General features: G+C 61.4%; 19 protein-coding genes. 14 read left to right on the top strand and 5 right to left on the bottom strand.

The window, feature by feature from the left end:
* Positions 1 to 56: 56 nt before the first annotated feature.
* The 3 genes from mgrA to OC71_RS16100 form a co-directional block, all read right to left on the bottom strand.
* A complete protein-coding gene (mgrA, locus tag OC71_RS16110) occupies positions 57 to 1,094 on the bottom strand; it encodes an L-glyceraldehyde 3-phosphate reductase (RefSeq protein ID WP_041071207.1) in 1,038 nt (345 codons plus the stop codon).
* A gap of 110 nt (positions 1,095 to 1,204) precedes the next feature.
* Positions 1,205 to 2,524: an LLM class flavin-dependent oxidoreductase gene (locus tag OC71_RS16105; RefSeq protein WP_041071203.1), complete on the bottom strand. Its 1,320-nt coding sequence runs from the start codon at positions 2,522 to 2,524 to the stop codon at positions 1,205 to 1,207.
* A gap of 1 nt (position 2,525) precedes the next feature.
* Positions 2,526 to 4,751: a TonB-dependent receptor gene (locus OC71_RS16100; protein ID WP_041071200.1), complete on the bottom strand. Its 2,226-nt coding sequence runs from the start codon at positions 4,749 to 4,751 to the stop codon at positions 2,526 to 2,528.
* A gap of 205 nt (positions 4,752 to 4,956) precedes the next feature.
* Here OC71_RS16100 and OC71_RS16095 point away from each other — a divergent pair, with 205 nt between their 5' ends.
* Both OC71_RS16095 and OC71_RS16090 read left to right on the top strand, forming a co-directional pair.
* Positions 4,957 to 5,994 carry a LacI family DNA-binding transcriptional regulator gene (locus OC71_RS16095; RefSeq protein WP_041071197.1) on the top strand — a complete coding sequence of 346 codons (1,038 nt, stop codon included), beginning with the start codon at positions 4,957 to 4,959 and terminating at the stop codon, positions 5,992 to 5,994.
* Positions 5,995 to 6,178: 184 nt separating this feature from the next.
* Entirely contained in the window at positions 6,179 to 6,439 is a 261-nt protein-coding gene (locus tag OC71_RS16090) for a hypothetical protein (protein WP_041071194.1), read from the top strand.
* Between the two features lie 24 nt (positions 6,440 to 6,463).
* Here the strand turns inward: OC71_RS16090 and betT are convergent, their stop codons facing one another.
* Together betT and epsC are read right to left on the bottom strand one after the other, a co-directional pair.
* On the bottom strand, positions 6,464 to 8,425 hold the full coding sequence (gene betT, locus OC71_RS16085; protein ID WP_174377299.1) for a choline transporter BetT: 1,962 nt from the start codon (positions 8,423 to 8,425) through the stop codon (positions 6,464 to 6,466).
* Positions 8,426 to 8,772: 347 nt separating this feature from the next.
* Positions 8,773 to 9,699, bottom strand: a complete 927-nt coding sequence (gene epsC, locus OC71_RS16080) for a serine O-acetyltransferase EpsC (protein WP_041071188.1) — start codon at positions 9,697 to 9,699, stop codon at positions 8,773 to 8,775.
* A gap of 186 nt (positions 9,700 to 9,885) precedes the next feature.
* Between epsC and OC71_RS16075 the strand changes: the two genes are divergently transcribed.
* From OC71_RS16075 to OC71_RS16020, 12 genes are all read left to right on the top strand, one after another.
* Complete coding sequence (locus OC71_RS16075; RefSeq protein WP_041071185.1) at positions 9,886 to 10,884, top strand: D-cysteine desulfhydrase; 999 nt, start codon at positions 9,886 to 9,888, stop codon at positions 10,882 to 10,884.
* A gap of 343 nt (positions 10,885 to 11,227) precedes the next feature.
* Entirely contained in the window at positions 11,228 to 12,028 is an 801-nt protein-coding gene (gene tcyJ / locus OC71_RS16070) for a cystine ABC transporter substrate-binding protein (protein ID WP_041071182.1), read from the top strand.
* Entirely contained in the window at positions 12,028 to 12,693 is a 666-nt protein-coding gene (tcyL, locus tag OC71_RS16065) for a cystine ABC transporter permease (RefSeq protein ID WP_003220607.1), read from the top strand. The genes tcyJ and tcyL overlap by 1 nt, the downstream gene beginning before the upstream one ends.
* Before the next feature lie 3 nt (positions 12,694 to 12,696).
* On the top strand, positions 12,697 to 13,446 hold the full coding sequence (gene tcyN, locus OC71_RS16060; protein ID WP_041071179.1) for an L-cystine ABC transporter ATP-binding protein TcyN: 750 nt from the start codon (positions 12,697 to 12,699) through the stop codon (positions 13,444 to 13,446).
* 469 nt (positions 13,447 to 13,915) lie between these two features.
* Positions 13,916 to 14,680, top strand: coding sequence for a hypothetical protein (locus tag OC71_RS16055; RefSeq protein ID WP_041071176.1), 765 nt, complete (start codon positions 13,916 to 13,918; stop codon positions 14,678 to 14,680).
* Between the two features lie 395 nt (positions 14,681 to 15,075).
* Entirely contained in the window at positions 15,076 to 16,317 is a 1,242-nt protein-coding gene (locus OC71_RS16050) for an SfnB family sulfur acquisition oxidoreductase (RefSeq protein WP_041071173.1), read from the top strand.
* 23 nt (positions 16,318 to 16,340) lie between these two features.
* Entirely contained in the window at positions 16,341 to 17,534 is a 1,194-nt protein-coding gene (locus tag OC71_RS16045; RefSeq protein WP_041071170.1) for an SfnB family sulfur acquisition oxidoreductase, read from the top strand.
* Positions 17,534 to 18,892, top strand: a complete 1,359-nt coding sequence (locus OC71_RS16040) for an LLM class flavin-dependent oxidoreductase (protein ID WP_041071167.1) — start codon at positions 17,534 to 17,536, stop codon at positions 18,890 to 18,892. The genes OC71_RS16045 and OC71_RS16040 overlap by 1 nt, the downstream gene beginning before the upstream one ends.
* A gap of 126 nt (positions 18,893 to 19,018) precedes the next feature.
* Positions 19,019 to 19,828, top strand: coding sequence for a MetQ/NlpA family ABC transporter substrate-binding protein (locus OC71_RS16035; RefSeq protein WP_041071164.1), 810 nt, complete (start codon positions 19,019 to 19,021; stop codon positions 19,826 to 19,828).
* Between the two features lie 2 nt (positions 19,829 to 19,830).
* The gene (locus OC71_RS16030; protein ID WP_041071161.1) at positions 19,831 to 20,952 is read left to right on the top strand and encodes a methionine ABC transporter ATP-binding protein; all 1,122 of its coding nucleotides are present in this window, start codon (positions 19,831 to 19,833) and stop codon (positions 20,950 to 20,952) included.
* Positions 20,942 to 21,586: a methionine ABC transporter permease gene (locus tag OC71_RS16025; protein WP_027611182.1), complete on the top strand. Its 645-nt coding sequence runs from the start codon at positions 20,942 to 20,944 to the stop codon at positions 21,584 to 21,586. The genes OC71_RS16030 and OC71_RS16025 overlap by 11 nt, the downstream gene beginning before the upstream one ends.
* Positions 21,587 to 21,722: 136 nt before the next feature.
* Complete coding sequence (locus OC71_RS16020; protein ID WP_041071158.1) at positions 21,723 to 22,352, top strand: bifunctional 2-polyprenyl-6-hydroxyphenol methylase/3-demethylubiquinol 3-O-methyltransferase UbiG; 630 nt, start codon at positions 21,723 to 21,725, stop codon at positions 22,350 to 22,352.
* Positions 22,353 to 22,418: the final 66 nt, after the last annotated feature.

Raw genomic sequence — 22,418 nt, 5'->3', positions numbered from 1 at the left:
GCGGGCTTGCCCGCGAAAGCGTCAGAGCAGGCGCCGAATAATTCGGCGCCAGTCACTTATTCAGCGGTCGAAGGCTTCTCCCACAGATTGATCCCGCCCTCCTGGGCAAACCGGTCGATCTCCGCCAGTTCCTCAGCACTGAAGCTCAGATTCTTCAACGCCCCGACGTTCTCGATGATCTGCTCCGGCCGGCTCGCGCCGATCAGCGCCGAGGTCACTCGCGGATCACGCAGGGTCCAGGCCAGCGCCAGTTGCGCCAGGCTCTGGCCGCGACGCTTGGCGATCTCGTTCAACGCACGCACGTGCGCAATGTTAGCCTCGGACAAGTGCGAAGCCTGCAGCGAACCACCGCCCGGACGATTGACCCGCGCATCCGCCGGCACGCCATTGAGGTATTTGTCGGTCAGCAGACCTTGGGCCAACGGCGTGAACGCGATCACACCAGTGCCGAGTTCTTCGGTGGTGTCGAGCAGGTCTTTTTCCACCCAGCGATTGAGCAGGTTGTACGCCGGCTGATGAATCAGTAGCGGCACTTTCCATTCCTTGAGCAGCGCAGCGATCTCGCGGGTTTTCACCCCGGAGTACGACGAGATGCCGATGTACAACGCCTTGCCCTGCTGCACGGCGGTGGCGAGGGCGCTGGCGGTCTCTTCCAGCGGGGTGTCCGGGTCGAAGCGGTGCGAATAGAAAATATCCACGTAGTCCAGACCGAGGCGCTGCAGGCTCTGGTCCAGACTGGCCAGCACGTATTTGCGCGAGCCGCCGCCCTGACCATACGGGCCGGGCCACATGTCCCAACCGGCCTTGCTCGAGATGATCAGCTCATCGCGGTACGGCTTGAAATCTTCGCGCAGCAGGCGACCGAAATTGATTTCGGCGCTGCCGTATGGCGGACCGTAGTTGTTGGCCAGGTCGAAGTGGTTGATGCCCAAATCGAACGCGGTGCGCAGCAGGGCGCGCTGGGTGTCGATCGGCGTGCTGTCGCCGAAGTTGTGCCACAGGCCCAGCGACAGCGCCGGCAGCACCAGACCGCTGCGGCCGACGCGGCGGTAAGGGATGGAGTCGTAGCGGTTTTCGGCAGCGGTGTAAGTCATCGAATCCTCTCTTGTCTGTTTTGAAATGGGTGTCGACTTCTTCGCGAGCAGGCTCGCTCCCACATTTGGAATGCACTCCCCTGTGGGAGCGAGCCTGCTCGCGAAGGGTGTTACACAAATCTGTTGCCGGGTCGGGCCAGGCCCAGGTTGTCGCGCAACGTCCGGCCCTCATACTCGGTTCTGAACAGCCCGCGCCGCTGCAGTTCCGGGACCACACCACGGGCGAAGTCTTCGAGCCCGCCCGGCAGGTGCGGCACCAGCACGTTGAAGCCATCCGCCGCGCCCTGTTCGAACCACGCCTGCAAGCGGTCGGCGATCTGCTTCGGCGTGCCCACCAGGCTGTAATGCCCGCGTCCGCCAGCAATCCTGCGGCCCAATTCGGCGAGGGTCAGGTGCTCCCGCCCCGCCAGCTCAGTCAGCAGTTTCTGCCGGCTCTGCTGGCCGCTGTCGGTCAGTGGCAAATCCGGTAGCGGGCCGTCCAGCGGGTACTTCGACAAGTCGAAGTTGCCCAGCATACGCCCAAGCAACGCCACGCCAACCTCCGGTTCGACCAATTGCTGAAACGTTTCACATTTTTCCTGCGCTTCGGCTTCTGTCTGGCCGACGACAACAAACACCCCCGGCATGATTTTCAGCGAGTCGGCACTGCGTCCGTACTTGGCCAGACGTCCCTTGAGGTCGGCATAGAACGCCTGCGCACCGGCCAGCGAAGTCTGCGCGGTGAACACCACTTCGGCGGTCTGCGCCGCCAATTCACGCCCGGTTTCGGACGAGCCGGCCTGCACGATCACCGGTTGTCCCTGCGGCGAGCGTGCGACGTTCAACGGGCCTTTCACCCGAAAGTGCTCACCGACGTGATCCAGCACGTGAAGCTTCGACGGGTCGTAATAGGCGCCACGGGCCTTGTCGCGGACAAACGCATCATCCTCCCAACTGTCCCACAGCCCGCTGACCACCTGATGAAACTCCCGGGCGCGGCTGTAGCGTTCGGCGTGGCCGATGTGCTCGTCGCGACCAAAATTCAGCGCCTCGGCGGCGTTGTCCGAGGTCACCAGATTCCACCCGGCACGGCCGCCCGACAGATGATCGAGCGAGGCGAATTTGCGCGCCACGTGATACGGCTCGTTGTAGCTGGTGGTCGCCGTGGCGATCAGGCCGATGTGTTCGGTCACCGCGCTCAGGGCCGAGAGCAAGGTCAGCGGTTCGAAGTGATCGGAGCGCGCCATGCGGCTGGCGATGTCCTGAGTCGGCGCGGCAACGCTGTCGGCGACGAACAGCGTGTCGAACTTCGCCGCTTCGGCAATCTGCGCCAGACGCTTGTAGTGGGCGAAATCCAGACCGGCATTGGCCGGTACCTGCGGGTGCCGCCACGCAGCGACGTGGTGCCCGGTGGCCATGAGAAACGCGCCGAGTTTCAACTGTCTGCTCATCTCAGAAATCCTTGCGCAATTGCACGCCGAAGTAACGCTCGTCATCCCGAGGCACAGCGCGGTAGATGTAGCTGCCGCCGCTGGCCAGCAACGGTGAGTAGGACTTGTCGGCAAGGTTCTTGCCCAGCAGCGCCACACGCCAGCCGTTGCTGTAATCGGCGAGCGCTACGCTGGCGTTCCAGATGCCGTAGGCGCCTTGTTTGGTGTCGGCGTTCTGGCTGATGTCGTACTGCACTTCGCTCTGCCAGCTGTAGTCGGTGCCGAGTTCGATATCGAGGCCGTTGTCCAGCGGGATGCTGTAGTCGGCGCGCACGTAGCTTTTCCAGTCCGGACTGAACGGCAATGGCTTGCCATTGACGTTGCACGACGCCGCCGCGCCCGCCGGGCAACTGAACTGGTCGATGCGCGCGCGGGTGTAAGCCAGCGCCCCGGAGAACTTGAGTTGCTGGGTCGCCTGCAAGGCGTAATCGAGTTCGACGCCTTCGGTGCTGACGCTGCCGGCGTTGATCAGGCGCGTCACCACTTGCCCGGCGACCGTGTCGAAAAAATTCGCCTGGTAGTTGTCGTAATCGCTGTGGAACACCGCGAGGTTGGTGGTCAGCCGGTTGTTCCAGCGGGTGGCCTTGATACCCGCCTCCCAAGTGTTCGAGGTCTCCGGTTTCAGCGCTTCGGTGTCACGCGGCTGCATGTTGAAGAACACGTTGTAGGCCGGACCTTTGTAGCCGCGCGAATAGGTCAGGTACGTGGTGACTGCATCGCTGAGGTCGTACTGCACGCCGATCCGACCGGACCAGCCGTCCTCGTCCACCGATCCGGAACTGCGGGTGGCCGGCTGGATGCCGCTGACCGTGGTCGCCGACGTGGAGACGCGGCGGTGATCGTATTCCAGCTCATCGTGGGTGTAGCGCAGGCCGGCGATGCCACGAAAGTCCGAGGTGAAGTTCAGCGTGGCTTCGCCGAACGCGGCGTAGCTGTCGCTGGTGGTGCTGTAATCGGCGACGCCACGGTCGGTGCGTGTGGTGGTGGTCAAGGTGCGTTGATAGGTCTCGTCGTCCTTGCCGTGCATGTAGAACAGGCCGCCGACGTATTCGAGGAACTCACCTTTCGGCGAAGCCAGGCGCAGCTCCTGCGAGTACTGATCAAAGGCCAGATCGCCCTTGTCGGCGGTGCCGGGGAACGCTGCCGTGATCGTGCTCAGCCGATCGCCATCCTGATACTGCGTGTTGTCCCAGCCGCGCCACGCGGTGATCGACGTCAGGGTGTAATCGCCCAGTTGCCAGTCGAGCTGGCCGGACAGGCCCTTGTTGGTGTCCTCGACATGACTGCGGGTGTCGGTGTTGATGTCGCGGTTGTGGCTGCTGGCGTAGACCGGGCCCAGCGCGTTGGCGAAGGCCGGGGTCAGCGACTTGCTGACCACGCCGTTGGGGCCGTCGTCGTGGGACTGCATGTAGTCGGCAATCAAGGTGAAGGTGACGTCGTCGTTCGGGGTGAATTCGAGTTTGCCGCGCACCCCGCGATGGTTGTAGCCGTTGACCTCCTGGCCGTTGTGCTGGTTATCGACGTTGCCGTCGTACGTGCCGAACAGGGTGCTGATCGACCCCTTGAGCTTATCCGGAATCAGGCTGCCGCCAATGCCGAAGCGGGTGCGGCTTTCGTTGCCGCTGTAGTACGACTGGTCGATGTAGCCGTGGGTCTCGTTGGTCGGCGCTTTGCTGGTGATGTTGAGCACGCCGGCCGAGGCGTTCTTGCCGAACAATGTGCCTTGCGGGCCACGCAGCACTTCGACGCGCTCCAGATCCAGCAGGTCGAGAGTCGATTGACCGGGACGCGCATAGACCACGCCATCGATCACCGTGGCCACCGTTGGCTCGACGCCGGGCGAGGTGGAAATCGTGCCGACGCCCCGCACAAACAACGAGGTGTCCTTGTTCGACGCCCCAGTGCGGAAATTCAGCGACGGCACTTGCTGGACGATGCTTGCCACGCCGTTACGGTTATCGCGCTCCAGTTGTTCGCCGTCGATCACCGACACTGCCACCGGAACCTTCTGCAGCGACTCTTCGCGGCGAGTGGCGGTGACCGTGACGGACTTGAGGGTCGGCTCTTGTTCGCTGCTGTCGGCGGCGAAAGCAGTGGGCAGCGGCAACGCCGCCAGCCCTGTAAAAATCCAGCCAGCGGCGCGAATCGATTGCACCAGTTTGTGTGTCGCCCCAGGAGTGTTGTGCATGGTTGCCCGCTCGAAATTGGCCCTGTACCGCTGCCGTTCTGCGACGACAGCGCCTGAATCGTTGTCTTGGGCATTCGCTCGAGCGAGTAGCAGACAATGCGCTTTGTTAGCGCTAACATCGCCAGTATTGGCAAGCTCGGCATAGAGCGTCCAATACTGAAAAATTACTTTTATATGCGTTTTGGTTTTTAAGAAGGATCGAGCCTTGAGCCAGGAAAAGCCCCGCAAACGCCGTGGCGCCGGACGCGTGACCCTGAATGCAGTGGCGCGCGAGGCTGGCGTCTCGGCGATTACCGTGTCGCGCTATTTCAATCAGCCGGAAACCGTCTCGCCCGAGCGCCGCGAGCGGATCGCGGCGGTGGTGGCCGAGCTGGGTTACGTGCCGAATCTGGTGGCCGGCGGCCTGGCCTCGGCGCGGGGCAAAATCGTCGGCATGGTGATTCCGAACATCTCCGGGCCGATTTTTGCCAACACCATTCAGGGCTTCAGCGACACCCTCAGCCGCCACGGTTATCAGCTGCTGCTGGCGTCGAGTTACTTCAGCACCGAACAGGAAGAAAACGCCGTGCGCGCATTTCTTGGCTGGTCGCCGGCCGCGTTGGTGCTGACCAGTCATTTCCATAGTTCGGGCACGGAAAAGATGATTGCCGAGGCGGATATTCCGGTGATCGAAACCTGGGATTACCAGCCGGATCGCGAGCCGATGCAGATTGGCTTTTCGCACTATGAAGTCGGCGTGAGCGCTGCGCGTTATCTGCATGACAAAGGCTATCGCCGCATCGCCTTCGTGCAGAACAGCGCACTCGGTGACCTCAGTGCCCTCGAACGTCGCGACGGTTATGCCGCCACCGTGCGCGAGTTCGGCCTTGAGCCTTGGGTATTCGCCCCCGACGCCGACCGAGCGCCGTTCGAAGCCGGCAAGCAAGCGATGGAAGCGCTGATGAACGCCGCTCTCCGCCCCGACGCGATCATCTTCGCCAACGACAACCTCGCCGCCGGCGGCCTGCTCGCCGGGCAACGCGCAGGCCTCAAGATTCCCGAAGACTGCGCCGTGCTCGGCTTCGGCGATTACCCGTTCGCCGAGATGCTGTTGCCGAGCCTGAGCACGATCAAGCCACCGGCACTGGAGATCGGCGTGCTGGCGGCAACGCGGGTATTGGAAAGCCTTGGGGTGTTGCCGAGCGATGATGTGCAGCGGCTGAATCTGTTGCAATGCAACGTGATCGAGCGCGAAAGCACCTGACGAAAATGGCCTCGGCTTGATTGGCTATGCTCCAAGTAACACCGAGGGGGCCCCTTCGCGGGCAAGCCCGCTCCCACAGGATTTCGCGTTTTTCTCAGAATCTGTACTCAACACAAAAACCTGTGGGAGCGGGCTTGCCCGCGAAGGCGTCCGATCAAGCACCGCATAACCCGCAGGTACACCCATGCACACCGCCATCATCATCTTCTTCGGCCTGGTCCTGCTCGCCCTGATGCTCTACATCGGCGAGCACATTGGCTTCAGCCGGCAGACCCTGGCCTACAGCTTCGCCGCGCTGTGGCTGGCGTTGACGGTGATCAATGGTGCGGTGGGGGTGGTGCATGCCGGGCAGCCGCTGGGTTCGGAGATCGCGGTGGGCAGCGCAGTGTTCGGAGTGCCGATGGCGGCGATGGTGTTGTTCATGGTACTGAGCGCCGAGTCGTGAAACGTCCCGGCGCTCAGTTGCCGATCAACGCACCAGATGCAGGAACTGCATGTGGCGTTCGTACTGGTCGAGGATGTCGTTGATGATCTGTTCCTTGGTGTAGCCGACCAGATCGTAGTCCTGACTGCCCTCGCTCAAGTGCACTTCAGCGCGGTAGTAGCGGCGGTTGTTGAGCTGCTTGGAACCCATGCCACCCCGAGCAAACGACGGCGTGAAATAGCCGCGCATCTGCACCTGATAGATGAACGGATGCTGCTCGCCGTGGCCGATTTCCAGGCTGATGTTGTCGTGCGCCGGATCCGGCTGCGTGACCACGTTCAGACCCTTCTCGACAAATACCGCCGTCACTTCTTCGATCGCCGGACGCACCGTGGTGTCCATGAAGCGGTAAACCTCGTCGCGCGACGGGAAGTGCACCGCCTGACTCAGACGTTGGCGCCAGCCGCCCGTGCCACGCCGCGAACCGGAGACCGGTGCCAGCGAATGCAGTTGCGCGATCTGCTTCTGCGATTCCAGATAGAACGCCTTGTGCAGGCCCCACATCATCAGTAGCAAAATCATCGAGAACGGCAACGAAGTCAGCACCACCGCCGATTTCAGCGCATCGATACTGCCGGAGAACAACAGCGCACTGGTCACCAGCGCGGTCATCGCGCCCCAGAACACGCGCAGCCATTTCGGCCCGTCTTCGTCCGGATTGCCGCCCTTCGCCGACAAGGTCGAAAGCACCACGGTGCCGGAATCGGCAGAAGTGACGAAGAACACGAAGCTGATGAACACCGTCACCGCGATGACGGTTTTGCTCCACGGGTAGGTTTCCAGCAGCAGATAAAGGCTCATCGACGGGTTGTCGAGGGCCGACATGCCCAGCGCCGACATACCGTGGTTGAGCACCTGATCGATCGCACTGTTGCCGAAGATCGACATCCACGCCAGGGTGAAACCGAGCGGAATCAGCAGCACGCCGAAGACGAATTCGCGGATGGTGCGGCCACGGGAAATCCGCGCGATGAACAGGCCCACGAACGGCGACCATGCGATCCACCAGGCCCAGTAGAACACGGTCCAGCCGCCGAGCCAGTCGCTTGGTTTGTCGTAGGCGTAGAGGTCGAAACTCTTCATCGGCAACGCGCCGAGGTAGTCGCCGAGGTTCTGGATCAGGGTATTGAGCAGGTGCTGGGTGGGACCGGCGAACAACACGAACAGCAGCAGCGCACAGGCCAGCAACATGTTGATGTCGGACATCACCCGCACGCCCTTGTCCACACCGGAGACGGCGACGATGATCGCCGCGCCCATCATCAGCGTGATCAGGCCGACCTGAATCCATTGGGTGTGGGCGATGCCGAACAGGTAGTCCAGACCCGAGTTGAGGTGCAGCACACCAAAACCCATGTCGGCACCCAGGCCGAACACCGTAGCAATAATGCCGAAGCCGTCTACCGCGTAACCGATGGGGCCGTTGATGCGCTTGCCGATCAGCGGGTACAGCGCCGAACGCAAGGCCAGCGGCAGGTTATGCCGGTAGGCGAAATAGGCCAGCGCCATGCCGACGAAGGCGAACACGCCCCAGCCGTGCAGGCCCCAGTGCAGAAACAGAATCTGCATCGCCTGCCGCGCTGCATCGGCAGTGCCGGCCTCGCCTTGCGGCGGTTGCAGCATGTGGGTCAGCGGCTCCGACACGCAGAAGAAGAACAACGTGATGCTGATCCCGGCGGCGAACAGCATGCCGGCCCAGGACAGGTAACTGAACTCGGGTTCGTCGTGGTCGGCACCGAGTTTGATCTTGCCGTAGCCTGATAACGCGGTGACCACCACGAAGACCAGATACAGCGTCATCGCAAGCATGTAGTACCAGCCGACCGTATTGGCCGCCCAGTTTTGCGCAGCCAGCAACCAGGCGCCTGCCTGCTCCGGCATGGCGATGACAACCAGACCAAACAGCAGAATCACCGTCGCGGCGAAGTAGAACACCGGCGGATTCATGCGCACCAGACCGCTGGCGGGGGTAGACGATGCACTCATGAAACGTGCACCTCGAGGGGTTGAATCGTGGCTGAAATGATCGGACTCAGCAAAGGCAAGCCTCCTGTTGTGAGCGGGCAGCGAACCACCGGTTTAACTTGAATGAACGTTCAAGTTAAACATGGATAGGGTGGTAAGGACTAATCGCAGGGCCAGGCGGTAGTTTTCGTACAGCAGCCCAAGGAGGGGTATGACGCGGGTTTGAAGGGATTCGTTCAATGGAGAATTGGCTGAATGCCATCAACCTGGTTCGGTGCGAAAATTGTGGCGAGGGAGCTTGCTCCCTCGCCACAAACGAACTGGAAATCTTACTTCTGCGTCCCGTCATCATGCTGCAGATTGGCCTGGGTCAGGTTGCTCCCCGCCGGCACACTGCGGGTCAGCCAGACATTGCCGCCAATGGTCGAACCCTGGCCGATGGTGATCCGCCCCAGAATCGTCGCTCCGGCATAAATCACCACGTCATCCTCGACAATCGGATGCCGTGGATGCCCCTTCTGCAACTGCCCGTCTTCATCGGCCGGGAAGCGCTTGGCGCCCAAGGTCACGGCCTGATAAATCCGCACCCGCTCGCCGATGATCGCGGTCTCGCCGATCACCACACCGGTGCCATGGTCGATGAAGAAGCTGCGGCCGATCTGCGCGCCCGGGTGGATATCGATGCCGGTGGCCGAGTGCGCAATCTCCGCGCTGATCCGCGCCAGTAACGGCAACCCGGCGCGATACAGATGGTGCGCCAGACGATGGTGAATCACCGCCAGAATCCCCGGATAGCACAACAGCACCTCATCGACGCTGCGTGCCGCCGGGTCACCGTGATAGGCCGCCAGCACGTCGGTATCGAGCAGGCTGCGCAGGCCCGGCAAGGCCAGGGCAAAATCCTGAATGATGCGGATCGCCTGCGCTTCGACATCAGCATCGCCTTGCGCGCTGTGGCGGGCGACATACCGCAATTCCAGCCGCGCCTGCGCCAGCAAGGCATTCAACGCGGTATCGAGGGTGTGGCCGACATAGAAGTCTTCGCTTTCCTCACGCAGATCCACCGGCCCCAGCCGCATCGGGAACAATGCGCCACACAGCGCTTCGAGAATCTCGGCCATCGCCGCGCGGGACGGCAACTCACGACCACCCTGCTCGCCGCTGGCCCGGCCATTCTGGGTACGCCACTGATCCCGCGCGGTACGCAGTTGGCTGACGATGGTCTGCAATTGCCAATGGCTGGAACGCTCACTCACGGTAAAGACTCCTCACAGGCGGCCGGTCTGGCCGCGTCAACGGCGACTACTTTACGACAGGCCCACAAGGACGAATTAAGAACCGATCGTGCTGGCCTAAGCACATTTGGCTATAAGCAATTCACGGTTGCCCCGTTAAAACGGCCTGCCTATAGTCCTGTCATCTTCCTCCGCCAGTACGGGCTCATGATCAAACAACAGCTGGATCGCTTTAACCGTCTCGACCTGCTCGGCCAACCGACGCCTCTGGAAAAACTCGAACGACTGTCCGCCTGGCTGGGTCGCGATGTGTACATCAAACGCGATGACCTGACGCCGCTGGCCATGGGCGGCAACAAGCTGCGCAAACTCGAATACCTCGCCGCCGACGCCCTCGCCCAGGGCGCCGACACGCTGATCACCGCCGGTGCCTTGCAATCGAACCACCTACGCCAGACCGCCGCGCTGGCGGCCAGACTCGGCCTGGGTTGCGTGGCGCTGCTGGAAAATCCGCTGGGCACCGATGACAGCGATTACACCGGCAACGGCAACCGTCTGCTGCTCGATCTGTTCGACACCAAGGTCGAGTTGGTGGACAACCTCGACAACGCCGACGAACAACTCGCCGCACTCGCCGTGCGCCTGCGCAGCAATGGCAAGAAACCGTATCTGGTGCCGATCGGTGGCTCCAATGCTCTCGGTGCATTGGGCTACGTGCGTGCCGGTCTGGAACTGGCCGAGCAGATCAAGGACACCGGCCTGGAATTCGCCGCCGTGGTGCTGGCCTCGGGCAGCGCCGGGACCCACAGTGGTCTGGCGCTGGCGTTGAGCGAAGCGCTGCCGCAATTGCCGGTGATCGGCGTGACCGTCTCGCGCAGCGAAGAAGATCAGCGCCCGAAAGTGCAGGGTCTGGCCGAACGTACGGCGGACCTGCTGGGCGTGAAATTGCCAGTGAACTTCAAGGTCGAGTTGTGGGACGAATACTTCGGTCCGCGTTACGGCGAGCCGAATGCCGGGACACTGGCGGCGGTGAAGCTGTTGGCCAGTCAGGACGCGGTGTTGCTCGACCCGGTGTATACCGGCAAGGCCATGGCTGGTCTGCTCGACGGGATCGGCCGCCAGCGTTTCGACGATGGCCCGATCATCTTCCTGCATACCGGTGGGGCGCCGGCGTTGTTTGCCTACAGGGATGCTTTGAGCGGTTGAAGCGCTTTTGTGGCGAGGGAGCTTGCTCCCGCCGGGGCGCGCAGCGCCCCCAAACCTGCTTTCGCGTTTTTCAGTTGAACACTGGCGCCAGTTATTGCGACTGCTGCGCAGTCGGGCGGGAGCAAGCTCCCTCGCCACAGGCAGATACCACATATTCCATATATGAATATCAAATTAGACATTAAGTATTTTCAAGTCTAAAGCAGACATCTTATAGTCTCGCCGCAGGCGAATTTCGGGCAAGACGCATAAGCTGCTTTAGGGCACGATAACGCAGTCGTTCAATTCCCGGATTCGCCAACCTTCCTTAAGCGTCTTCCATAAGAAAACACAGGGGCTTGTCATGAATTTTTCCGCACTACGTCGCACTCTGCTGGTAGGTTCGCTGGGCCTTGCACTGAGCGCCGGCCTGATCGGCCAGGCAACCGCCGGTGAGCAGCTGCAACAGATCAAGGACAAAGGCGTCATCAACGTCGGCCTGGAAGGCACTTACCCACCGTTCAGCTTCGTTGACGCCGACGGCAAACTGTCCGGTTTCGAAGTCGAGCTCTCCGAAGCCCTGGCGCAGAAACTCGGCGTCAAAGCCAAGATTCAGCCGACCAAGTGGGACGGTATCCTCGCTGCGCTGGAATCCAAGCGTCTGGACGTCGTGGTCAACCAAGTGACCATCTCCGACGAGCGCAAGAAGAAATATGACTTCTCCGAGCCGTACACCGTTTCCGGGATCCAGGCGCTGGTGCTGAAGGACAAGGAAGCCAAGTTGAACATCAAGACTGCCGCCGATCTGTCCGGCAAGAAAGTCGGTGTCGGCCTGGGCACCAACTACGAACAATGGGTTCGCGCCAACGTGCCGGGCGCTGACGTGCGCACCTACGACGATGATCCGACCAAGTTCGCCGACCTGAACAACGGCCGCACCGACGCCATCCTGATCGACCGTCTGGCCGCACTGGAATACGCCAAGAAAGCCCCGAAAACCGTGGCTGCCGGTGAAGCGTTCTCCCGTCAGGAATCCGGTATCGCCCTGCGCAAAGGCGAGCCTGAGCTGCTGGCTGCGGTGAACAAAGCCCTCGACGAGCTGCGTGCCGACGGTACCCTTGAGAAGCTGTCGAAGAAATACTTCAACGCTGACGTCACCAAATAATGGAAGAAGCTTTCCAACTCGCACTGGACTCCGCGCCCTTTCTGCTCAAGGGCGCGTACTACACGGTTATCCTCAGCCTGGGCGGCATGTTCTTCGGCTTGCTGCTGGGCTTCGGCCTGGCCTTGATGCGCCTGTCGCGCTTCAAACTGGTGAGCTGGATTGCCCGCATCTACGTGTCGTTCTTCCGCGGCACGCCGTTGCTGGTGCAACTGTTCGTGATCTATTACGGCTTGCCGCAACTGGGTCTGGAACTGGATCCGCTGCCGGCGGCGCTGATCGGCTTCTCGCTGAACATGGCCGCCTACGCCTGTGAAATCCTCCGCGCGGCGATCGGTTCGATCGAACGTGGTCAATGGGAGGCCGCTGCGAGCATCGGCATGACCCGTGCGCAAACCCTGCGCCGGGCCATCCTGCCGCAGGCCATGCGCACGGCGCTGCCGCCGTTGGGCAACAGCTTCATTTCGCTGGTCAAGGACACGGCACTGGCCGCCACCATTCAGGTGCCGGAACTGTTCCGCCAGGCGCAACTGATTACCGCCCGGACTTTCGAAGTCTTCACCATGTATCTTGCCGCCGCGCTGATCTACTGGATTCTGGCCACGGTGCTCTCGCACCTGCAGAACAAGTTGGAAGAGCGGGCCAATCGGCACGACCAGGAGTCCTGACCCATGATTGTCGTGGAAAAACTGACAAAGCAGTTCAAGGGTCAAGAGGTGCTCAAAGGCATCGATCTTGAAGTAAAGGAAGGCGAGGTCGTGGCCATCATCGGCCCCAGCGGTTCGGGTAAAACCACGTTCCTGCGCTGCCTGAATTTCCTTGAAGAGCCCACCAGCGGCCGGATCAAGGTCGGCGATATCGAAATCGATACCCGCCGCCCGCTGAACCAGCAGCAAAGTCTGGTGCGCAATTTGCGCCAGCACGTGGGTTTCGTGTTCCAGAACTTCAACCTGTTCCCCCACCGCACCGCACTGGAAAACGTCATCGAGGGGCCGATCGTGGTCAAGAAGATGCCGCGCGAGCAAGCCGTTGCCCTGGGCATGAAGCTGTTGGCAAAGGTCGGTCTGGCCGGCAAGGAAGATGCGTATCCGCGTCGTCTCTCCGGCGGTCAGCAACAGCGCGTGGCGATTGCCCGGGCGCTGGCGATGGAGCCGGAAGTGATCCTGTTCGACGAACCGACCTCGGCGCTCGACCCGGAACTGGTCGGCGAAGTGTTGGCGACCATTCGTGGTCTGGCTGAAGAAAAACGCACCATGGTCATCGTCACTCACGAAATGGGGTTCGCCCGCGATGTGGCCAACCGTGTGGTGTTTTTTGACAAGGGCGTGATCGTCGAGCAAGGCGAAGCCAAAGCCTTGTTTGCCAACCCGAAAGAAGAGCGCACCAAACAGTTTCTCAGCAAGTTTCTGAATCACGCCTGAGAAGCTTATTGCTTTGAGTCATTAACTTCCACGGATGGAAGTTATACTTTTCCCGCCTACACAAACATCTAAGCCCCTCCATTCTAAAACCTGTCAAAACAATACATACATGTTCTGCAGCCGTTGGGCTTAATCCGTTGCGCATCTCTTTGCCTGCGAAACGATCCAAACTCGCCTGCACTAAAACAATAAAAACTGCCAAAAAACCGTAGTTCCATTCGCCATTGCGGCTAGGCAGCGTGACTGCACAACGTAGGAATCTTCTGATTAATCGGTAATTCACGGATTAACTAAGACACTCTATTGACACTCTTTCCCGCACACTCTTATCTAGTCGTCAACCGGCACCCACTAGTTGAATCAATTCGCACTCAGTCTGAACAAAAGTTCAGGCTGCATAACCGATTCATCACGCCTTTTGTTTTTTCAAGAAACGGAATTCGCCGCAAGATTTCAAGGAGAGAGCCCGATGATCCGCACTTCGCATACCCCCGAACTGGCAGCCCCGCACCTGGCAGCCGCGCAGAAAAACGCCGTCAACCTGGCCGCGGCCGCGCATCTGCTGATCGATGTTCTGCCGTACCCCGGTATGGACGCCGGCGATCTGATCGAACTGTTCTGGAACAACTGCTACGTCGCCTCACGCGTCCTGACCAGTGAAGACCTCGGCACATCGGTCAGTCTGCGAGTGCCGGAGAGCTTCATCGCCAGCGGTACCGCACGGATTCACTATCGGGTCATGCAAATCGGGCAGGGACCGGCGCTGTCGGCGGCAACCCGGGTTCAAGTCAAGCTCGACTGCCCAGGCGGCCAGCCTTCGGCGTTGTGCGGTGACGAGAATCAGCAACTGGCGCCGGTCACGGTACCCGACACCATCCGCCGCCAGGGCGTGAATCCCAATCAGATCAAACGCGGCGTGCCTCTGACCATCGAGCCCTACCGGAACATGGCCGAGGACGACGCCATCACTTTGCGCTGGGGCGATGTGCGCATGGACCTGGCCCGAATCACCGCTGCCGATGTCGGCCTGCCGATTCAGGTCTGGGTACCACCGGCAGTGATCGTAGAGGGCGGTGAGGATCTGCGCCTCGATGTGACCTACTGCGTCATCGACTGGGTCGGCAACAACTCACGCTGGGCACCGCCACGGACGTTGAAGATCGGTTGCGTGAATCCTTATCTGAAGGTGCCGCTGCGCCAGGATCTGAAGGCCGCTGAATCGACCAAGGATTGATGCCCCATTCCTGTACTCATGGGGCTTTGTAGTGAGGGGATCCAGAGAAAAGTCGCACCGCCCCGATGGACTGCGAAGCAGTCCCGTTTCTTATGATTCAGAAAGGGCCGCTGCGCGGCCTGTCGGGGATAAATCCCCTCACCACAGGTTGCACCACCACGGCTGGGAGCCTGTTAACCAACCCGACCACCGCCCCTTCTATACATATTCCTAAAAGTTAGTTTATTTAATATTTATACACGCTTAGGGTATATGAACCGGACCACCGGACATTCTTTCGTTCGCCGCACTTTTGCGGCGTTTTTCATGAGATGTGAGGTAGGTAGTATGGTCCGGAACACAATCACCCCAGTGCAGATCGCCAGGGCATTGCGTGCAGCCAGGGAGCGGCACTGATGTCCAGTCTGGCCGATGCAAACGTCCAGTCGGATCTGGACATCGCCCCGTTGTTGTTGCCCGCGCAGGTTTTGCGCAACGACGCCCAAGCCATCAAGGCTGCCCACGAACTGGCGCAAGTTGCCCGCGCGCAGGCCGCCAAACGTGATCGTCAGCGCAAGTTGCCGTGGTCGGAAATCGAACAGTTCACCCGCAGCGGTCTGGGCAGCATTGCCATCCCCCGTGAATACGGCGGCCCACAGGTTTCGTTTGTCACGTTGGCCGAGGTGTTCGCGATCATTTCCGCGGCCGACCCGGCGCTGGGACAGATCCCGCAGAACCAGTTCGGCATCATCAATCTGGTACTCGGCAGCGCCACCGAGGCGCAGAAAAAACAGCTGTTCCAGAGTGTTCTGGAAGGCTGGCGCATCGGCAACGCCGGCCCTGAGCGCGGCACCAAAAACACCCTGGAATTGAAAGCGCGCATCACCGCCGACGGCGATGATTATGTGATCAACGGCCAGAAGTTTTATTCCACCGGCGCGCTGTTCGCGCACTGGGTGGCGGTCAAGGCGCTGAATGACGACGGCAAGCAGGTGCTGGCATTCGTCCGCCGTGGCACCCCGGGCCTGCGCATAGTCGATGACTGGTCAGGCTTCGGTCAGCGCACCACCGCCAGTGGCACGATTCTGCTCAACAACGTGCGGGTCGAGTCGAGCCTGGTGGTCGACAACTGGAAGATCAACGAGAAGCCGAATACCCAAGGTGCCGTGTCGCAGCTGATTCAAGCGGCCATCGACGCCGGCATCGCCCGTGGCGCCATCGACGACGCCATCGAATTCGTCAAAACCCGCGCACGGCCGTGGATCGACGCCAAGGTGGAACGCGCCAGCGATGACCTCTACGTGATCGCCGACATCGGCAAACTGAAAATCGAACTGCACGCCGCCGAGGCATTGCTGCGCAAGGCCGGGCAAGTGCTGGATCAGGTGCACGCCGCACCGCTCACCGCCGAGTCCGCCGCCCGCGCTTCGATTGCGGTGGCCGAAGCCAAAGTGCTGACTACCGAGATTTCCTTGCTCGCCAGCGAGAAGCTTTTCGAACTGGCCGGCAGCCGCGCGACCCTCGCCGAATTCAACCTCGACCGCCACTGGCGCAACGCCCGGGTGCACACCCTGCACGACCCGGTGCGCTGGAAATATCACGCGGTCGGCGCCTATCGCCTCAACGGCACTCTACCGGCTCGCCATTCCTGGATTTAACGACCAGACATCTGGAGAAGCATATGACTTATTCTCACCCCGTCGCGGTCATCACCAGCGATGAACAAGCCCTGATTGTCGCCAGCGACCTGGCCGAAGATTTCAAACGCGACAGTGCCGTGCGCGACCGTGAACGCCGCCTGCCACTGCCGGAACTCGACGTATTTTCCCGCTCTGGCCTGTGGGGCATCAGCGTGCCCAAGGAATACGGCGGCGCCGGCGTGTCCAACGTGACCCTGGCCAAAGTCATCGCCCTGATCGCTCAGGCCGACGGCTCCCTCGGACAGATTCCGCAGAACCATTTCTACGCCCTCGAAGTGCTGCGCGTTAACGGCAGCCACGAGCAGAAACAGCGGCTGTACGCCGAGGTGCTGGCCGGTCAACGTTTCGGCAACGCGCTGGCGGAACTGGGCACCAAAACCGCCCACGACCGCGTCACCAGCCTCAAGCGTGACGGCGACGGCTATCGCATCAACGGGCGCAAGTTTTACGCGACCGGCGCGATCTACGCGCAGCGTATCCCGACCTCCGTGGTCGATGAAAATGGCGTGCAGCAACTGGCCTTCGTCCCGCGTGACAGCAAGGGCCTGACCGTGATCGACGACTGGAGTGGTTTCGGTCAGCGCACCACCGGCAGCGGATCCGTGGTGTTCGAAGACGTCTACGTTGCCGCCGAGGACGTGGTCCCGTTCCAGAGTGCTTTCGAGCGTCCGACCACGGTCGGCCCGCTGGCGCAGATCCTTCACGCCGCCATCGACACTGGCATCGCCCGCGCTGCTTATGAAGATGCCCTGCACTTCGTGCGCAGCAAGACCCGGCCATGGATCGACTCCGGCAACGACAAAGCCACCGAAGACCCGCTGACCCTGAAGAGTTTCGGTCACTTGAGTATTCGTCTGCACGCCACTGAAGCACTGCTGGAACGCGCCGGCGAATCCCTCGACAAGGCCCAGGCCGAGACCAACGCCGAGACCGTCGCTGCTGCCTCGATTGCCGTCGCCGAAGCGCGGGCGATCAGCACCGAAATTTCCCTGGCTGCCGGCAGCACCCTGTTCGAACTGGCCGGTAGCCAGGCGACCCTGATCGAGCACGGCCTCGACCGTCACTGGCGCAATGCCCGGGTGCACACCCTGCACGACCCGGTGCGCTGGAAGTATCACGCGGTGGGCAATTACTACCTCAACGACGAAAAGCCTCCGCTGCGAGGAACGATCTGATGAGCGCCGCGAAAAAGAAGATCCTGCTCAATGCGTTCAACATGAACTGCATTGGCCACATCAACCACGGTTTGTGGACACACCCGCGCGACACCTCGACGCGCTACAACACCATCGAATACTGGACCGAACTGGCGCAGTTGCTGGAGCGCGGTTTGTTCGACGGACTGTTCATCGCCGACATCGTCGGCGTGTACGACGTCTACCAGAACTCGGTGGACGTCACGCTCAAAGAGTCGATCCAGTTGCCGGTCAACGACCCGCTGCTGCTGGTGTCAGCGATGGCCGCCGTGACGAAAAATCTCGGCTTCGGCCTCACCGCCAACCTCACCTATGAACCGCCCTATCTGTTCGCCCGCCGCATGTCCACGCTCGATCATCTGAGCCGTGGTCGGGTCGGCTGGAACATCGTCACCGGTTACCTCGACAGCGCCGCCAAGGCCATGGGCCTGCGCGAACAGGTCGAGCATGACCGTCGCTACGATCAGGCCGACGAGTACCTCGAAGTGCTCTACAAACTCTGGGAGGGCAGTTGGGAAAACGGCGCGGTGCTCAATGACCGCGTGCAGCGCATCTACGCCCAGCCGGAGAAGGTGCACAAGGTCGAGCACCACGGCGAATTCTATCAAGTCGAGGGTTATCACCTCTGCGAGCCGTCGCCGCAGCGCACGCCTGTGCTGTTCCAGGCTGGCAGTTCCGATCGTGGATTGCTGTTCGCCGGGCGTCACGCCGAGTGCGTGTTCATCAGCGGCCAGAACAAGCCATCGACCAAGGTGCAGGTGGACAAGGTCCGCGCCAGCGCCGTCGAGGCCGGGCGCAATCCCGAGGACATCAAGGTGTTCATGGGCCTCAACGTGATCGTCGGCGCGACCGAAGAGGCCGCGTGGGCCAAGCACGCAGAGTACTTGAGTCATGCCAGTGCCGAGGCCGGTGTGGCGCACTTCTCGGCGTCCACCGGCATCGATTTTTCCCAATACGAAATCGACGAGCCGATCCAGTACGTCAAGAGCAACGCCATCCAGTCCGCAACCAAGAACCTGCAGAACAACGACTGGACCCGCCGCAAATTGCTCGACCAGCACGCCCTCGGTGGCCGCTACATCACCGTGGTCGGCTCGCCTGAGCAAGTGGCGGATGAACTGGAAGCGTGGATCGCTGAAACCGGACTGGACGGCTTCAACCTCACGCGCATCGTGACCCCGGAAAGCTATGTCGATTTCATCGAACTGGTGATTCCGGAGTTGCAGCGGCGCGGATCGTACAAGACCGCGTATGACAGCGGCAGTTTGCGCGAAAAGCTGTTTCACGCAGGGGCGCAGTTACCTGAGCAACATACCGGATCTTCGTACCGCCGCTAAAAGCATCGCTGGCAAGCCAGCTCCCACAAGGGTCTGTGGCGTTCACAAAACCTGTGGGAGCTGGCTTGCCAGCGATGAGGCCCGACCAGACACCACAAAATTCATGCACTGACTGGAAACCACACCATGACCCAGAAATTCCTGTCCCACCCAGTCAAAGCACTGGCCCTGGCCTTCGGCCTGTTCAGCTCAGCGGTGTTCGCCGCCGATGCACCCCTTAAAATCGGCACCACCGCCGCCTTCGCCATTCCACTGGAAGCCGCCGTCGAAGAAGCCTCCAGACAAGGCCTGAAAGTCGAGCTGGTGGAGTTCACCGACTGGATCGCACCGAACGTCAGCCTCGCCGCCGGCGACATCGACGTGAACTACTTCCAGCACATCCCGTTCCTCGAAAACGCCAAGGCGGCCTCCGGTTTTGACCTGGTGCCGTTCGCCCCGGGGATCATCAACAACGTCGGCCTCTACTCGAAAAAATACAAAAGCTTCGACGAGTTGCCCGAAGGCGCCAGCGTCGCCATCGCCAACGACCCGATCAACAGCGGTCGCGGCCTGCAACTGCTGGCCAAGGCCGGTCTGATCACCCTCAAACCTGGAGTCGGCTACAAGGCCACCGAAGACGATATCGTCGCCAACCCGAAGAAGATCAAGATCCTGCAAGTCGAAGCCGTGCAACTGGTGCGCGCCTACGATGACGCCGATCTGGTTCAGGGCTACCCGGCCTATATTCGTCTGGCGAAGACTTTTGACGCAGGCTCAGCGCTGCTGTTCGACGGTCTCGACCACAAGGAATACGTGATCCAGTTCGTCATCCAGCCGAAGAGCAAGGACGACCCGCGCCTGATCAAATTCGTCGACATCTACCAGCACTCGCCGGCCGTTCGCGCCGCGCTGGATAAGGCTCACGGCAAGCTGTATCAGGCCGGTTGGGAAAGCTGAACATGACCGCCGCGATCCAACGGCGACTGGAGATTCCAGAGCCAAAACATGCTGAAAAAACCGAACTGCATCCCGAGCTGAATCGTGCCCACGTGCGCTTCATCGGCCTGGGTAAAACCTACGCGGGCCGGCAAGGCCCGGTGGCGGCCCTGCAAGGCATCGACCTGGCGATTCAGCGCGGCGAGGTGTTCGGCATCATCGGCCGCAGCGGCGCCGGCAAGTCGTCACTGATCCGCACGATCAATCGTCTGGAACAACCGACGGCGGGACGCGTGCTGATCGATCAGGTCGACATCGGCGAGTTCGATGAGGATCGCCTGGTCGCGCTGCGCCGAAGGATCGGCATGATCTTCCAGCACTTCAACCTGATGTCGGCCAAGACCGTGTGGCAGAACGTCGAACTGCCGCTGAAAGTCGCGGGCGTGCCGAAGGCGCAACGCGAGCAGAAGGTGCGTGAACTGCTCGAACTGGTCGGCCTGCAAGACAAGCACAAGGCTTACCCGGCGCAGCTTTCCGGCGGGCAGAAACAGCGCGTCGGCATCGCCCGCGCATTGGTGCATGACCCGGACATTCTGCTGTGCGACGAAGCCACTTCGGCGCTCGATCCCGAGACCACTCAGTCGATCCTCGGCCTGCTGCGCGAGATCAATCAGCGCCTGGGCCTGACCATTGTGCTGATCACTCACGAAATGGCGGTGATCCGCGAAATCTGCGACCGCGTGGTAGTGCTGGAACACGGGCGGATCGTCGAGCAGGGCCCGGTCTGGGAAGTGTTCGGCAATCCGCAGCACGAGGTCAGCCAGACCTTGCTCGCGCCGCTGCAACACGCCTTGCCGGCAGAACTGCAAAGCCGTCTGCATGCCCAGCCGCCCTCCTCCGAGGCGGCGGTGGTGCTGCGTTTGCAGTTCACCGGCAGTGCCAGCGACGAGCCGGATCTGGCAGCGCTGTTCGCCGCCCTCGGCGGACGCGTGAAGTTGCTGCAGGGCGGCCTCGAGCGGATTCAGGGCCACGCGCTGGGACAACTGTTGCTGGCGGTCAGCGGCTCATCCCTGAGCGCCGAACAATTGCGCGAGCGCGCCGGGCAGTGGGCGCAACGAGTGGAGGTATCGGGTTATGTGGTTTGATCGTTTGCTCCAGGGTTTCATCGACACCTTCCTGATGGTCGGCGTGTCGTCGCTGATCGCGTTGCTGGTGGGGATCCCGATGGCGGTGATTCTGGTCACCAGCGACAAGGGCGGGATCTATCAGGCGCCGCTGCTCAACCGGGCGCTGGGCGCGTTCGTGAATCTGTTCCGCTCGATCCCGTTTCTGATTCTGATGGTCGCGCTGATTCCGTTCACCCGGCTGATTGTCGGCACCACGTACGGTGTGTGGGCGGCGGTGGTGCCGCTGACCATCGCCGCGACGCCGTTCTTTGCGCGGATTGCCGAAGTGAGTCTGCGTGAGGTCGATCACGGCTTGATCGAGGCGGCGCAAGCCATGGGCTGCCGGCGCTGGCACATCGTCTGGCATGTACTGTTGCCGGAAGCGCTGCCGGGAATCGTCGGCGGGTTCACGATTACGCTGGTGACGATGATCAACTCGTCGGCCATGGCCGGGGCGATTGGCGCCGGCGGCCTCGGCGATATCGCTTACCGCTACGGTTATCAACGTTTTGACAGCCAGATCATGCTGACGGTGATTGTGTTGCTGGTGGCGTTGGTGGCGGTGATTCAGCTCGGGGGCGATCGCCTCGCCAGAGGTCTGAACAAGCGCTGAAGCAAGATCAAAAGATCGCAGCCTTCGGCAGCTCCTACAGGGGAATGCGATCTTCTGTAGGAGCTGCCGAAGGCTGCGATCTTTTAAAGCGCGAAAGCGCTTATAGTCTGCCCAACTCCCCCAAACAGTCCGCCCCATGAAACAGACTCCCACCGATCTGGAACAGATCACCGCCACCACCCTCGGCCACTACAACTCGGTGGCCGAAGACTTCCGCGAAGGCACCCGCGATCACGATGTCAGCCAGAACATCGACGCGCTGCTACGGCATATCCACGGCACTGCGCCGTTCACCCTGCTCGATTTCGGCTGCGGCCCCGGACGTGATTTGCAGACGTTCACCCGCATGGGCCACGTCGCGGTCGGTCTCGATGGCTCAGAGGAATTTGCGCGCATGGCCCGCGAAGACAGCGGTTGCGAGGTCTGGCAGCAGGACTTTCTGAAACTCGATCTGCCGGCCGAGCACTTCGACGGTATCTTCGCCAATGCGGTGCTGTTTCATGTGCCGTTGCAGGAGTTGCCGCGGGTGCTCAAGCAGCTGCATGGCACGCTGAAACCGGGCGGGGTGTTGTTCAGTTCCAATCCGCGCGGGGATAACCGTGAGGGCTGGAATGGGCCACGCTACGGCTCATATCACGACCTGGACGCGTGGCGCGGGTTGTTGACGGCGGCGGGGTTTGTCGAGCTTGAACATTACTACCGGCCGGCGGGATTGCCGCGCGAGCAGCAGCCTTGGCTGGCGAGTGTCTGGCGGCGGGTTGGCTGAAGATCAAAAGATCGCAGTCTGCAGCAGCGCCGACATGGGATTTCCTGTAGGCGCTGCCGCAGGCTG

Origin of the sequence: Pseudomonas sp. W15Feb9B (genome assembly GCF_000828175.1) — a bacterium.
Lineage (GTDB): Bacteria > Pseudomonadota > Gammaproteobacteria > Pseudomonadales > Pseudomonadaceae > Aquipseudomonas > Aquipseudomonas parakoreensis.
Note: the sequence above shows the minus strand (reverse complement) of the source record. Positions and strands in the feature narration are given on the sequence as shown.

Coding starts and splice junctions, on each gene's coding strand:
- tcyJ (WP_041071182.1), top strand. CDS start 11,228: ATGAATTTTTCCGCACTACGTCGCACTCTGCTGGTAGGTTCGCTGGGC.
- betT (WP_174377299.1), bottom strand. CDS start 8,425: ATGAATCCGCCGGTGTTCTACTTCGCCGCGACGGTGATTCTGCTGTTT.
- OC71_RS16025 (WP_027611182.1), top strand. CDS start 20,942: ATGTGGTTTGATCGTTTGCTCCAGGGTTTCATCGACACCTTCCTGATG.
- OC71_RS16030 (WP_041071161.1), top strand. CDS start 19,831: ATGACCGCCGCGATCCAACGGCGACTGGAGATTCCAGAGCCAAAACAT.
- tcyL (WP_003220607.1), top strand. CDS start 12,028: ATGGAAGAAGCTTTCCAACTCGCACTGGACTCCGCGCCCTTTCTGCTC.
- OC71_RS16090 (WP_041071194.1), top strand. CDS start 6,179: ATGCACACCGCCATCATCATCTTCTTCGGCCTGGTCCTGCTCGCCCTG.
- OC71_RS16020 (WP_041071158.1), top strand. CDS start 21,723: ATGAAACAGACTCCCACCGATCTGGAACAGATCACCGCCACCACCCTC.
- OC71_RS16040 (WP_041071167.1), top strand. CDS start 17,534: ATGAGCGCCGCGAAAAAGAAGATCCTGCTCAATGCGTTCAACATGAAC.
- OC71_RS16035 (WP_041071164.1), top strand. CDS start 19,019: ATGACCCAGAAATTCCTGTCCCACCCAGTCAAAGCACTGGCCCTGGCC.
- OC71_RS16045 (WP_041071170.1), top strand. CDS start 16,341: ATGACTTATTCTCACCCCGTCGCGGTCATCACCAGCGATGAACAAGCC.
- OC71_RS16075 (WP_041071185.1), top strand. CDS start 9,886: ATGATCAAACAACAGCTGGATCGCTTTAACCGTCTCGACCTGCTCGGC.
- mgrA (WP_041071207.1), bottom strand. CDS start 1,094: ATGACTTACACCGCTGCCGAAAACCGCTACGACTCCATCCCTTACCGC.
- OC71_RS16100 (WP_041071200.1), bottom strand. CDS start 4,751: ATGCACAACACTCCTGGGGCGACACACAAACTGGTGCAATCGATTCGC.
- tcyN (WP_041071179.1), top strand. CDS start 12,697: ATGATTGTCGTGGAAAAACTGACAAAGCAGTTCAAGGGTCAAGAGGTG.
- OC71_RS16055 (WP_041071176.1), top strand. CDS start 13,916: ATGATCCGCACTTCGCATACCCCCGAACTGGCAGCCCCGCACCTGGCA.
- OC71_RS16050 (WP_041071173.1), top strand. CDS start 15,076: ATGTCCAGTCTGGCCGATGCAAACGTCCAGTCGGATCTGGACATCGCC.
- OC71_RS16105 (WP_041071203.1), bottom strand. CDS start 2,524: ATGAGCAGACAGTTGAAACTCGGCGCGTTTCTCATGGCCACCGGGCAC.